The sequence below is a fragment of the Nocardia sp. BMG111209 genome (assembly GCF_000381925.1).
Classification (GTDB): domain Bacteria; phylum Actinomycetota; class Actinomycetes; order Mycobacteriales; family Mycobacteriaceae; genus Nocardia.
The window spans coordinates 4,296,253-4,310,461 of record NZ_KB907307.1; the positions used below are offsets into that span (position 1 = coordinate 4,296,253).

Annotated in this window: 7 protein-coding genes and 1 tRNA gene; 3 read left to right on the forward strand and 5 right to left on the reverse strand. The window is 68.6% G+C overall.

All coding sequences use genetic code 11. The features are described from left to right. Nucleotides 1-112: 112 nt before the first annotated feature. From G361_RS0119810 to G361_RS0119830, 5 genes are all read right to left on the reverse strand, one after another. Entirely contained in the window at nt 113-5,017 is a 4,905-nt protein-coding gene (locus G361_RS0119810; protein ID WP_026343264.1) for an NAD-glutamate dehydrogenase, read from the reverse strand. A gap of 337 nt (nt 5,018-5,354) precedes the next feature. Further along, nucleotides 5,355-7,031 carry an energy-dependent translational throttle protein EttA gene (gene ettA / locus G361_RS0119815; RefSeq protein WP_026343265.1) on the reverse strand — a complete coding sequence of 559 codons (1,677 nt, stop codon included), beginning with the start codon at nt 7,029-7,031 and terminating at the stop codon, nt 5,355-5,357. A 77-nt stretch (nt 7,032-7,108) separates the two neighbouring features. Further along, the gene (ssb, locus tag G361_RS0119820; protein WP_019928850.1) at nt 7,109-7,552 is read right to left on the reverse strand and encodes a single-stranded DNA-binding protein; all 444 of its coding nucleotides are present in this window, start codon (nt 7,550-7,552) and stop codon (nt 7,109-7,111) included. A gap of 131 nt (nt 7,553-7,683) precedes the next feature. Continuing rightward, nucleotides 7,684-8,640, reverse strand: a complete 957-nt coding sequence (locus tag G361_RS0119825) for a serine/threonine dehydratase (RefSeq protein ID WP_019928851.1) — start codon at nt 8,638-8,640, stop codon at nt 7,684-7,686. Then, nucleotides 8,637-10,676, reverse strand: coding sequence for a cytochrome c oxidase assembly protein (locus G361_RS0119830; protein WP_019928852.1), 2,040 nt, complete (start codon nt 10,674-10,676; stop codon nt 8,637-8,639). The genes G361_RS0119825 and G361_RS0119830 overlap by 4 nt, the downstream gene beginning before the upstream one ends. 190 nt (nt 10,677-10,866) lie before the next feature. Here G361_RS0119830 and G361_RS0119835 point away from each other — a divergent pair. From G361_RS0119835 to G361_RS0119850, 3 genes are all read left to right on the forward strand, one after another. Continuing rightward, nucleotides 10,867-10,940, forward strand: a tRNA-Arg gene (locus G361_RS0119835). A 486-nt stretch (nt 10,941-11,426) separates the two neighbouring features. After that, nucleotides 11,427-12,779, forward strand: a complete 1,353-nt coding sequence (locus G361_RS0119845) for a lipase family protein (protein WP_019928854.1) — start codon at nt 11,427-11,429, stop codon at nt 12,777-12,779. Between the two features lie 72 nt (nt 12,780-12,851). Beyond that, the gene (locus tag G361_RS0119850; RefSeq protein WP_019928855.1) at nt 12,852-14,201 is read left to right on the forward strand and encodes a TIGR01777 family oxidoreductase; all 1,350 of its coding nucleotides are present in this window, start codon (nt 12,852-12,854) and stop codon (nt 14,199-14,201) included. Nucleotides 14,202-14,209 lie beyond the last annotated feature (8 nt).

Below are 14,209 nucleotides of genomic sequence, written 5' to 3' on the forward strand. Positions count from 1 at the left end.
CAGTGCACAGGAAACGGCACACGCCGACGGTCCCGGCGGGGCAGTGGCCGGAAACCTTCCTACGGCTCACCAGTATGGCGGTGGCGCAGGAAGGTTTCCCGTGGGGGTGAGGTCAGCGCGGTACCTCGGACTGCGCACCCACACCGCTGACCATGCTGCGCACCTGCCGCGCGGCCACCGAGAGCGTCGCCAAATCGTGTGTGCCGGACTCGAAGAGCTCCGACAGCGCCGCGCGGGCACGGCCGAGCCGGGACTGGTTCTTCGACTCCCAGTACGCGATCTTCTCCTCCGCCGTCTCCTCCGGATCGCCACCGGAGAGCACGTCGAGGGTGAGCGAGCGCAGCGACCCGTACATGTCGTCGCGCAGCGCGAGCCGGGCCAGCGAATGCCACCGGTCGCCGCGTTCCAGATGACTGACCGCGGCCAGCAGCCAGTCGATCTTGAGGTGCTCGTTGAGCGCGTAGTACAGCGCGCCCACCTCTTCGCCGCTGCGGTCGGTGATGTCGGCGATATCGATCACGTCCAGCAGCGAGAACAGGTTGAGCAGCCCGAACACCTCGATCGCCAGATCCGCCGGGGCGCCTTGGGCGATCAGTTCCGCGGACTGCTGCTGGAGGCTGTCGATATGGTGGCCGCGCAGCCAGCCCGGCACCTTCGGCGCCAGTTCGGCGACCTTGCCCGCGTACCGGTGGATCTCGGCACCGACCGCGACCGGCTGCGGCCGGTTGGACAGCAGCCAGCGCGAGGCCCGGTCCAGGGTCCGCTTGGTCTCCAGTTCCAGTTCGTCCTTGACCTTGGTGGGTGCCGAGGTCTCGCGGATCCGGTCCCAGACCGCGGACAGGTCGAAGATGGTGGTGGCGGCCGCGAAGGCGCGCACGGCATCCGATCCGGTGGCGCCGATCTCCTCACCGAGCCGGAAGGCGTAGGTGATGCCGCCGTAGTCGACCATCTCGTTGACCATCATGGTGGCCAGGATCTCCCGGCGCAGGCGATGCTTCTTGATCGCGGCGGCGAACCGGTCGCGCAGTGGCGTCGGGAAGTACCACGGCAGCCGGGCCGCGAAGTAGGCGCTGTCGGGCAGGTCGCCGTCGAGCAGATCCGACTTCAGCGCCAGCTTCACATGCGCCATCAGATTCGACAGCTCCGGCGAGGTGAGGCCGGCCCCGGCGTCGAGACGCTGCTGCATGTCGGCGTCCGAAGGCAGGGCCTCCAGTTCCCGGTCGAGTCCGCGCCGGGTCACCAGATCGTCGATCAGCCGCATGTGCACGTTCAGCATCCGGGGCGCCTCGGTGCGGGCCATACCCATCAGGAAGTTCTGCGAAATATTGTCCGCGAGAACGAGTTCCGACACCTCGTCGGTCATCGATGCCAGCAGTGCGTTGCGCTCGGCGGCGGGCAGCTCACCCGACGACACGACCGTGTCCAACAGCACCTTGATGTTGACCTCGTGGTCGGAGCAGTCGACACCGGCGGAATTGTCCAGAGCGTCGGTGTTGCACTTACCGCCGTGCGCGCAGAACTCGATGCGGCCCAGGGCCGTGACGCCGAGGTTGCCGCCCTCGCCGATGACCCGCACCCGCAGTTGATCGGCGTTCACCCGGACCGCGTCGTTGGACTTGTCGCCCACCTCGGCGTTGGTCTCGCCGTGCGCCTTGATGTAGGTGCCGATACCGCCGTTCCACAGGAGGTCGACCGGGGAGTGCAGGATGGCGCGGATAAGTTCCGGCGGGGACAGCGATTCGGTGTCCGCGGCCAGTCCCAGCGCCTCGCACATCTGGGGACTGACGGGCACCGATTTGACCGTCCGATCCCAGACGCCGCCACCGGGGCTGATCAGGGACGTGTCGTAATCGGCCCACGAGGACCGCGGCAACTCGAACATCCGCTGCCGCTCCCGGAACGAACTCGCCGCCACCGGATCCGGATCCACAAAAATATGCCGATGATCGAACGCCGCCACCAGACGGATGTGCTCCGACAACAACATGCCGTTACCGAACACGTCGCCCGACATGTCCCCCACACCCACCACCGAGAAATCCTCGGACTGGGTATCCACACCCAACTCCGCGAAATGCCGCTTCACACTCTCCCACGCACCACGCGCGGTGATCCCCATCGCCTTGTGGTCATACCCCACCGAACCACCCGACGCGAACGCATCACCGAGCCAGAAACCGTACTGCCCCGCAACATCATTGGCGATATCCGAGAACGTCGCCGTGCCCTTGTCCGCCGCCACCACCAGATAGGTGTCGTCGCCGTCGCGGCGCACCACCCGTGCCGGCGGCACGACCCGGCCGGTGGGCCGGTCCACATTGTCGGTGACATCCAGCAGGCCCGAGATCAGCGTCCGGTAGCAGGCGACGCCCTCGGCTTGCAGCGCTTGCCGATCGGCGACCGGATCACCGGTCGGCGCAGGGGGCTGCTTCACCACGAAACCACCCTTCGCACCCACCGGCACGATCACCGCATTCTTCACCGCCTGCGCCTTCACCAAACCCAGAATCTCCGTCCGGAAATCCTCCAACCGATCCGACCACCGCAACCCACCACGCGCCACCGCACCGAACCGCAGATGCACACCCTCCACCCGCGGCGAATACACGAAAATCTCGAACTGCGGACGCGGACGCGGCAACTCGGCGATCTCCTGCGGTTCGACCTTCACCGACAGATAGTCGCGTGAGCGGCCCTCACCGTCGACGACGAAGTAGTTGGTGCGCAGCGTCGCACGCACCAGGCTGAGCACCGCGCGCAGAATGCGATCGGCGTCCAGGCTCACCACGTCGTCGATACGCGCGCGGACCTCGGTCTCCAGTTCGACCGCACGCTGGGCCGATGCGGCATCCGGGTCGAACAGCGCCGCGAACAACTGCACGAAACCGCGCGCGGCATCCGGCGAGCCGAGCAGTACCCGCGCGGTATTCGCCTGACTGTAGGGAAAACCGGCCTGCTGCAAGTACTTCGAGTACGCACGCAGGATCGACACCGACCGCCACGGCAGTTCGGCGCGCAGCACCAGTTCGTTGAGCGCGTCGGCCTCGGCCCGGCCGTACCACAGCGCCTCGAACGCCGCGGTGAACCGCTCCCGCAGCCCGCGCTCGCGCGCGTCGAGCAGGGCGAGCCGGTCGGCGGTCTCCACCAACTCGGAATCCATGTCCCGATCCAGCGAGGCGCGCAGCAGATCCGGCCGGGCCTGCAGGCCGAAATCGTAGATCCAGAACTCGTTTCCGTCGGCGAGCTGCAGGTGGTACGGCCGCTCGTCGACCACCTCCACGCCGAGACTCTGCAACAGCGGCAGCACCTGGCTCAGCGAGATACCGGTGCCGATGTAGAGGGTGAACCGCCACGAGCCCGGCGCCGATCCGACCCGGCGATACAGGTGCTGATGGATGCCGTCGTCGCCCAGCCGCTCCAGCCGGACGATGTCGGCCAGCGCCCGGACCGGTTCGAAGTCCTGCTTGTACGCCTCCGGGAAGGCATCCGAATAGCGTTGCACGACAGCGGGATCCAGGACCGCGGAGGTGGCCGCCTCGTCGCGCAGGCGATCGTCCCAGGTGTGTGTGGCCTCGGCCAGCAGCGTCTGGATGCGCAGCCGGTTCTCCTCCGAGGTGTCCACCGTCGCACCCGGACCGGGCATCCGGACGGTGAAATACACACTGGCCAGGTCGCTTTCGGACACACGGGCCGAGTACTCGATGGACACGCCACCGAACTCGCGCACCAGGATGTCCTGCATCTCCAGCCGCGCCCGGGTGGTGTAGCGGTCACGCGGCAGATACACCATGCAGGCCACGAAGCGGCCGTAGGAATCCGAGCGCAGGAACAGCCGCACCTGGCGGCGCATGCTCACGTTGAGGACCGCACCGGCGGTGCGGCGCAGGGTTTCCACATCGGAGGAGAACAGTTCGGCGCGCGGGAAGGACTGGATCACCTCCAGCATCGCCTGACCGGAGAAGGAGTCCAGGTCGAACCCGCTCTGCTCGATCACGGTGCGCACCCGGCGCTCGACGACCGGGATCTCCAGGACGTTCTCGTGCAGCGCGGTGACGGTGAACACGCCGACGAACAGATGCTCGCCGACGATGGCGCCGGACGGATCGGATTCGGCCACCCCGACGAAGTACGGATACACCGTCCGGTGCACGGTCGAGGGCACCAGGCCCTGCGTCAGGGTCAGCAGCGGACGCTCGCCGCCGTTGACCGGGACCTCGAAGTCGGTGCCACGGCCCTGGTCCGGGCGCAGCACGCCCAGGCAACTGTCCGGTACCACAACGGATTTCGCCGGCCCGCCCGGTGCGGCGCGATGGAATCTGGCATAACCGAGCACCGTGAAGTGCCCGTCGGCCAGCCAGCGCAGCAGATTCGCGCAGTCGGTCAGGTCGTCCGGCGGGAACGGGGGTGCGCCGGCGTCGGCGGCGGCGTCCAGCAGCCCGATGAGCCGCTCCTGCACGGTCCGCATCGCCTCGGTGTCACCGATCACGCGGCGCACGTCGGACAGCACGTCCGGCAGATCGGATTCGATGCGGGACAACAACTCCGGACTCGTGGCCGGATGCAGTTGCACATGCATCCAGGACTCCCGCAGCCCGGTCGCGCCGTTGCCGTCGACCTCGTGCGGCGCCGCCGAGACGAGGTGGCCGTCGGCGTCACGGGTCACCTCGAAGATCGGATGGATCACCTCGCTCACGCTGACGGCCCGGCGGGCCAGCGCGGCGGTCACGGATTCGACCAGCAGCGGCATGTCGTCCGTGACGAGTTGCACGGCGGCGCCGAGACCGGTGCCGTCGTCGGGGTGGTACACGCGCATGCGGACCTGCCCCGACCGGCGTTGCATACCTAACTCGAGGTGTCGTCGGAACACTTCCATCGAATCACCGGTGATGGCACAGTCGAGATCGCCGGCGTCCACATGGCGGAAATACGCCTCCTCCAGGGTGGCGAGATCGCCGCGCAAGGGGTCGGGCATACCGGCAACCCATGCGGCTGTGGACAATTCGGACGAGACTGTCATTCTTCGCCAGCTCCTCGGACTCGGTTCCGTAACAAAGTGACGCCGGGGTCGAGAGTAGCTGTGCGACACGGCAGGCGGAGTGGATTCTTTCCAAAGCTGGGGTGTCGTTCAGTTATCAAGACGGACCGGTCGGTACGACCTCACCCACGCACTACCCGAAATACCAGGTAGCGAGCGACAAACGTTGCGCCGATACGACTTTGGCGCACGTCCGACATATGACGAACAACACAATTCGCCTGATGGTAACCGGCCGATAACCGGTTTGCTGCCAGGTAATCGAAGGGGCCGTTCCGGAGCGTGTCGGCGCTCCGGAACGGTCCGAACCCCCGGACGATCAGTCGCGGGTCAGCTTGCGATGGGTGACCCGGTGCGGCCGGGCCGCCTCGGCACCCAGGCGCTCCACCTTGTTCGCCTCGTAGGCCTCGAAGTTGCCCTCGAACCAGAACCACTCGGCCGGATTGGCGTCGTCGCCCTCCCACGCCAGGATGTGGGTGCAGGTGCGGTCCAGGAACCACCGGTCGTGGGAGATGACCACGGCACAGCCGGGGAACTTCTCCAACGCGTTCTCCAGCGAGCCGAGGGTCTCGACGTCGAGGTCGTTGGTCGGCTCGTCGAGCAGGATCAGGTTTCCGCCCTGCTTGAGGGTCATCGCCAGGTTCAGCCGGTTGCGCTCACCACCGGAGAGCACCCCGGCCGGCTTCTGCTGATCCGGGCCCTTGAAGCCGAACGCGGAAACATAAGCGCGGGAAGGCATCTCCTGATTGCCGACCTCGATGTAGTCGAGGCCGTCGGACACCACCTGCCACACCGTCTTGGCTGGGTCGATACCCGCGCGGTTCTGGTCGACGTAGCTCAGCTTGACCGTGTCGCCGATGCGGACCGTGCCGCTGTCCGGCGACTCCAGCCCGACGATCGTCTTGAACAGCGTGGTCTTGCCGACACCGTTGGGGCCGATCACGCCGACGATTCCGTTGCGCGGCAACGTGAACGACAGATCCTTGATCAAGGGGCGGTCGCCGAAGCCCTTGTCCAGATGGTCGACCTCGACCACCACACTGCCCAGTCGCGGCCCGGCCGGAATCTGGATCTCCTCGAAGTCCAGCTTCCGCATCTTCTCGGCCTCCGCGGCCATCTCCTCGTAACGGCCGAGGCGGGCCTTGTTCTTGGCCTGACGGGCCTTGGCGCCGGAGCGCACCCAGGCCAGCTCCTCCTTCAGCCGCTTCTGCAGCTTCTGGTCCTTCTTGCCCTGGACCTCGAGCCGCTCGGCCTTCTTCTCCAGATAGGTGGAGTAGTTGCCCTCGTACGGATAGGCCCGGCCGCGGTCGAGCTCCATGATCCAGCCGGCCACATTGTCGAGGAAGTACCGGTCGTGGGTGACGGCCAGCACGGCGCCCTGATATGCGGCCAGATGCTGTTCCAGCCAGTTGACACTCTCCGCGTCGAGGTGGTTGGTCGGCTCGTCGAGCAGCAGCAGGTCCGGCTTGCTCAGCAGCAGCTTGCACAGCGCCACCCGGCGGCGCTCACCACCGGAGAGCTGGGTGACCGGCTCGTCCGGAGGCGGGCAGCGCAGCGCGTCCATGGCCTGCTCGAGCTGCGAGTCCATATCCCACGCATCGGCGTGGTCGAGGTCCTCCTGCAACTTGCCCATTTCGTCCATGAGCTCGTCGGAGTAGTCGGTGGCCATGAGTTCCGCGATCTCGTTGAAGCGGTCCAGCTTCAACTTGATCTCGCCGAGGCCCTCCTCGACATTGCCGCGAACGGTTTTCTCCTCGTTCAGCGGCGGCTCCTGCTGGAGGATTCCGACGGTCGCGCCGGGGGCGAGGAATGCGTCACCGTTGTTCGGCTGGTCCAGTCCGGCCATGATCTTCAGCACGCTCGATTTACCGGCGCCGTTCGGACCGACTACGCCGATCTTGGCGCCGGGGAGGAAATTCAAGGTCACATCGTCGAGAACGACCTTGTCGCCGTGCGCCTTGCGAACCTTGCGCATTTGGTAGATGAACTCAGCCATGTTCGAAAGCCTATCCGTGTCGGGATGTGGGTGAAGAGGCGGAGCCACCGCCTCCCGCCCAGCGGAAAAATACCTGGTTATCGGGCTTCTACCGGGGCCTCGGCGGGCGGGCCGGGCGGGCTCGGCTCCGCCACGGACGGCCCCGGGAGGTGACCGACGGGACTGCGACGACGAACCGTCGCGCGGCACCGGCTCAGGTCCGGGCCGAGCGCGGAGGCCCGCATCTCCAGATCGTGGCGCTCCACGCCGTCCTTGGTGCGGTACTCGTGCGACCGGAGCTGACCGTACGCGATGATCGGATCGCCCCGGCGGATCGATCCGTCCACCCCCTCGCCGAGCCGCCGCCAGCAGTTCACGGTGAGATACAGAGTGCCGTTGTCCACCCATTGCCCGCTGATGCGATCGAGCCGACGGGAGTTGCTGGCCATCCGGAACGTGACCACCTGATCCCCACCAGGCAGCGTACGCCGCACCGGATGCGTCACCACATTGCCGACGATGACCGTGTTCGCCTCGTACATGACTCCACCCCTCGACCGATGCGCTGTGACCAGGACTCCTCCAGCCTGCCCAGCGGCACCGGCCCGCACCAGGCCGGATCGCAGAATGTGGATGAAAATTCGAATGTGGACACCGGATGTTCCGGACCGGTCTACAGCGTGCCGAGATCGGTGTTCGCCCCGCACAGCACGATGACCGGCCGCTCCCCCGGCTCGGGTACGTACGCGCCGGTCTGCAGCGCCGCGAGCGCCGCGGCACCCGCCGGTTCCACCACGATCCGGAATTCGCGCCACAGATATTCGCGGGCCATCGCGATCGCGTCGTCGGCGACCAGCGTCGAGGTGATGCGGTAGCGCTGCGCGATCTCGAAGGCGATGTTGCCGATCCGGGTGGCGCCCAGCGCGTCGGCCGCGATGCTCGACACCTGCACGTCCACCGGCCGCCCGGCGGCCAGTGCGGCGTGCAGGGTCGGCGCGCCCTTCGGCTCCACCCCGACCACCCGGCCGCGCAGGCCCAGCGCCGCGGCGATCCCGGCGGCCAGCCCGCCACCACCCACGGCCACCAGCACCGGCGGCCGGCCGCGCACCTGATTCTCGATCTCGAGCCCCACCACCCCGGCGCCCGCGACCACCGCCGGCAGGTCGTAGGCGTGCAACTGCAACGCCCCGCGCTCGACCGCCACCTCGGTGGCGCGCCGGAACGCCTCGGCGTAGTTCGTGCCGAACCACTGCACTTCCGCGCCGTTGGCCCACATGGCGGCCACCTTGGTGTGCGGCGCCGATTCGGGCACCACCACCGTGCAGGGCCGCTGCTGCATCGCGCAGGCCAGTGCGGCGGCGATCCCGGCGTTGCCGCCGGAGGCGATCACCACCGGCCGCTGGTCGTCGCGCGCCTCCAGCAGGGCGTTGAGGCTGCCGCGCACCTTGAAGGTGCCGCCGTGCTGCAGATATTCGAGTTTGAAGGTCACCGGCAGCGGTCCGTGCGGACCGACCACCTCGGTATGGAACACCGGCGTCACGCGCATCCGGCGGCCCAGCCGCAGCCGGGCGGCCCGGACATCGGAACGGTAGAGCCGCTTCACCTTCGGCTCGGCGGCCGCATCGGTCACCGGTGGGTCTCCCGATCATTCTCGGCCAGCTGCGCGAACATCGCGTTGTGCGCGGCCAGATCGGCGTCGTGGTCCCGGTCGGCCGCCCGATCCAGGCGGACCGCGAGCCGCTCGTCGCTGCGCGACCACTGGGTCAGCAGGGCCAGCATCACCACCACCAGCGGCACCTCGCCCAGCGCCCAGGCCAGGCCGCCGCCGGTGCGCTGATCGCCGAGCAGGTCACTGTTCCAGGTCAGGCCGAGCGAACGGTAGAACCAGCCGCCCAGCACCGTGGTCATACTCATCAGCGCCACCCCGAAGAAGGCATGGAACGGCAGCGAACCGAACACCATGCCGACCTTCATCAGCGGCTGCGTCTGCCGCGGCTTCGGGTCGATCCCGACGACCACCCAGTAGAACAGGTAACCCGACAGCAGGAAGTGCAGATTCATCAGCAGGTGAGCGCCGTGCTCACCCACGACGGAGTCGAAGATCCCGCCCAGGTACAGCGCGTAGAAACCGATCACGAACAGCCCCGTCGCCACCACCGGCTGGGTCAGCACCCGCGACACCGGATTGTGCACCGCGGCCAGCACCCATTCGCGCGGTCCCGGTGGCCCGTCCCGCCCGGCCGGCGGCAGCGCGCGCAACGCCAGCAGCACCGGTCCGCCGAGCGCCAGCAGAATCGGACTGAGCATGGACAACAGCATGTGCTGCAACATGTGGACGCTGAACATCGCGGGCGCGTACCGGCCCACCCCGGAACTGGTGGCGATGAGCAGCGCCGCGCAACCGCACAGCCAGGCGGCGGTCCGGCCGATCGGCCAGGCGTCGCCGCGGGCGTGCAGTCGCCGCACCCCGGCCAGATACAGCCCGGCCAGGACCAGGGCGAGGGTGCCGAAGATCAGATCGAAACGCCAGTCGAACAGCAGCCGCGTGACCGCCGGCGGCCCGGCGAGGTGATAGCCGAGGGCGACCTCGTCCGGCGCGGGAACGTGCCGCAGATCCGGCGGCGGGGTACGGCCCAGGCCGACCGCGAGCCCGATCGTCGCCGCGAACAGCAGTATCTCGACCCCGGCGTAGCGGATCAGCGCCGACCGGTCGCGGCCGTCGGCGATGAGCGCGGGAATCGCGCGACGCCGCTGCAGATATCCCAGGACGCCCAGCACACCCAGCGCCGCGGCCTTACCGAGCACCAACCGGCCGTATGTCGTGCCGAACAGATCTCCGAACGGCACCCGCAACCAGGCGTTGACGACGCCGCTGGCCGCCACGGTGACGAAGGCGCAGACCGCGACCACCGAGAAGCGCCGCGCCGCCAGCCCGGTGTGCGCGCCGTCGCGCAGCGCGTGGACCAGCACCGCGAACAGGCCGCCCACCCAGACCGCGACCCCGACCAGATGCAGGATGAGGCTGTTGGTGGCGAGATCGTGCGCGCCGCCGGCGGAGGAGTGCCCGGTCAGCGCGATCGGCATCAGGCACAGCAGCGACCAGCCGAACAGCACCGGCATCCAGCCCCAGCGCAGCGCCAACCGGCAGCCGATCGCGAGCAGCAGCGCCATGATCGCCGTCGTCCGCCACGATCCGGCGACCGCCACCTTCGGGATCGCATCCCAGATCTGCTCCGGTCGCAACGTGTTCCGCAGGGGTTGCCCGCTGGTGTCCGACAGGGTCAGCGGTAGCAGCAACACCGCCGCACCCGCCCAGCCCAGCGCCGCCACCCCGGCTCGCCGCAATGCCCGGAAACCGGCCACGTCCAGCAGCCCGTCGGCCTGCGGTGGGGTCAGGAACGCGGCGAACAACAGCGATCCGACCGCGACGGCACCGGCCAGATCGGCCAGCGCGCGCACGGCGGGCAGCCCGTAGGTGGTCAGCGGACCGGGGTCGGGGATACCCAGCAACGTCAGCGCCTGAGCCGCCGACAGCGCCACGACCAGGGGTGCGACCAGGGCGGTCAGCGCCGGTGCCAGGACCGTCAGTACCGGGAGGCTCGCCGCGGACTCGGACCGGACGGCCTGTGATTCAGGTGCGGCGGACGGGTCCTGCGGTGACGACATGCGATTCAGCCTAGTTCGGTGGTCCGGGGCCGACCCTGTGGGTCGCGCGGAATTCGTTCCGGGGTGTGACCCAGCTGACATGCCGAACGTTCGCCCGCAAACTGCGGGGAATGATCTGGACGGTCGCTATAATCAACCCGCTGGACAACCAAGCCACAGACGCGGCAAGGTGGTTTGGTGTTTGCACACTGCCTCCGTAGCTCAGTTGGATAGAGCAAGGGCCTTCTAATCCCTAGGTCGCAGGTTCGATTCCTGCCGGGGGCGCACGTGGCCTCGAGCAGCAACAACGACGTTGCTGCTCAGCACTTCCCATGAACGCGAACGTTCGTCACCGAGGGAGTTTGCCCGACGCGTTCGCGCCGATGACGGAATATCGGCAACCGCACCGCATTCCCACCTGCGCGGGATTCGCCGCGAAGTCATTCACCGGATGCGCGCGATATTCGTCGCCGGAGTCATTCCCGGACTTCACCCGCCGCAAGATCCGGGCCGGCGTAGGTTCATCCGGACTTCCGAGGTCCGGCGGCAGACGATGACCCGCCGGATGTGCCGCGCCGGGCGACCGGCCCGCCACCGGATGCGCGGACCCGTCACGGCCGCCCGACTGTGGCCCGCAACCAATCGCCCGACCACGAATTGTCGGATGTAACGAACCGCTTGGTACCCGAATGGCCCCGGCGATATGTTGACGACAATTCCTACCGCCCAGTAATTTAGGCGGATTCGATCGACGCAACGGAGCGACGTGACATGACCGGACTGCCGGGACGATCGGTGAGCAGCACCTCGAAGCCCACCCGGCGACGCCGGGCACGCCTGCGCCGGACGCTGACCCTCGGTGTCGCCGCCTGCGCCGGCGCCGCGCTGACCGGTGTGTCGACGGGACCGGGCGAGGCGGCCCCGATCGACGACTTCTACACTCCCCCGGCACAATTCGCGACCGACCCCGGATCCGTCATCAAGTCCGAGCCGATGCCGATCTTCCTCGCTCCCCCGGGTATCGGGCCGTGGCCGCTGAACGCGCAGAAGGTGATGTACACCTCGCGCACCCAGGACGACGTACCGGTCGCGGTCAGCGGCACCTACATCGAGGCGACCCGTCCCTGGCAGGGCACCGGACCGCGGCCCACGATCGTCGTCGCACCCGGCACGGTCGGGCAGGGCCGGCAGTGCGCCCCCTCGCTGGCCTTCGCCACCGGGCTCTACGCACAGATCACGCCGCCGAGTATCTCCGCGAACCAGGAGGCGTTGTCCGCGCTGGCGTGGAACGCGCTGGGTGCCAGGGTGTTCGTGACCGACTACATCGGACTCGGGACCCCCGGCGTGCACACCTACGTCAACCGGGCCGAGGAGGCGCACGCCGTCCTCGACGCCGCACGCGCCGCCGACAACCTCTCCGGCACCGGACCGGAGACGCCGCTGGCGTTCTGGGGGTACTCCCAGGGCGGTGGGGCCACCGCCGCGGCGGCGGAGTTGCAGCCCTCGTACGCACCCGAACTCGCGCTGAAGGGCGTGTGGGCCGGGGCGCCGGTCGCCGACCTCGCCGCGGTGCTCGGACAGGTCGACGGCAATCTGATCGGCGGCGTGACCGGCTACGCCCTCAACGGATTCCTCGCCCGCTATCCGGAACTGCAACCCGAACTCGACAAGCGCGTCACCCCCGAGGGCCGCGCACTGCTCGAGGAGTTGCAGGGCGAGTGCATCGGGGATGTCATCCTGGAGCATCCCTTCCAGCACACCACCGCCATCACCGTCGACCACCGGCCGATGCTCGACGAACTGAGCGATATCCCCGCGGCGATGGAGATCCTGCGCGAGCAGCGCATCGGCGACCGCACCCCCACCGCGCCGGTCCTGATCACGAGCGGGATCAACGACGACACCGTCCCGTACGGCCAGGCCCGGCAACTGGCCACCGACTGGTGTGGCAGCGGCGCCACCGTCACGTTCCGGACGAACCATCTGCCGCCGATCCTGCCCGGCTTCACGCTGCCCAATCACTTCGGACCCGAACTGATCGACGGGTACGGCACCAACGGCGCGATCGGTTACATCGTCGACCGGCTCGACGGCAAGCCCGTGCCGGATTGCACCTTCGACTGAAATCGCGTCAAGAATCGGCATCCATCGATGCAGAATCGACTCATGAGCGCCGATCGGCGTTAGAGTCGGCTCGTGGGCATCGAATGTTCCAGCGTCGTCGCGGAGCCTCGGGCGGAGGTGTTCGCCTGGCACACCCGGCCGGGCGCGTTCACCCGGCTGGCGCCACCCTGGCAGCCGGTTACCGTTGCGTCCGAAGCGGATTCGCTCGCCGACGGGGTCGCGGTGTTACGCCTGCCCGGCGGATTGCGGTGGGTGGCGCAACATCTGGCGGCGGACTACGACCCGCCGCATCGCTTCGCCGACCGGATCACGGTGCGCGACATCGCCTCCGCACCCACCGGACTGCTGCCCTGGCGGCACATCCACGAATTCGACGAACTCGGCCCGGACCGGACCCGGGTATCGGATCGCGTCGAGACACCCGTACCCGCCGCGGTGCTGCGGCCGATGTTCGATTACCGCCATCGGCAGCTCGCGGATGATCTGGCCGCTCATCGGGCCGCGGCCGAACACGGCTACGGACCGGCGACGATCGCGATCACCGGCGCGTCCGGCCTGGTCGGCACGGCACTGGCCGCCTTCCTGACCACCGGCGGGCACACCGTCATCCGCCTGGTGCGCGGGCCGGCCGGGCCCGGGCAGCGGCGCTGGGATCCGGCCGATCCGGCACCCGATCTCCTGGACGGCGTCGACGCGGTGATCCACCTGGCCGGGGCGTCCATCGCGGGCCGGTTCACCGAGGCGCACAAGCGCGCGGTGGCCGACAGCCGCATCGGCCCGACCGAACGGCTGGCCGCCCGCGCGGCCGAGGCCCGGGTCCGGGTGTTCGTCGGCGCGTCGGCGGTCGGCTATTACGGCGCCGATCGCGGTGACGAGCCGCTGGACGAAACCAGTTCCCCCGGTTCGGGTTTCGTGGCCGACGTGGTCCAGCGCTGGGAGCGCGCCACCCGCGCCGCCGGAGATGTCCGGACCGTCACGGTACGGACCGGCATCGTGCAATCACCCCGCGGCGGCACCCTGCGCCTGCTGCGACCGCTGTTCACCGCCGGGCTCGGCGGCCGCATCGGGGACGGCCGCGGTTGGCTGCCCTGGATCGGTATCGATGATCTGGTGGACGTCTACCACCGCGCGCTGTGGGACGAATCCCTGTCCGGCCCGGTGGATGCCGTTGCGCCACACCCGGTTCGGAATTCCGAGTACACCGCGGTCCTGGCCCGGGTGCTGCACCGGCCCGCCGTCCTGCCGGTACCGTCCTTCGGCCCGGAACTGTTGCTGGGCAAGGAGGGCGCCGCCGAACTGGCCACCGCGAGCCAGCGGGTGCTGCCCGTTCGGTTGCAGGCCGCGGGCCACCGGTTCCGCACCCCCGAACTCGAACCGGCCCTGCGCCACCTGTTCGGCCGTACCCGGCACGAGAACGACTGAGCCGCACC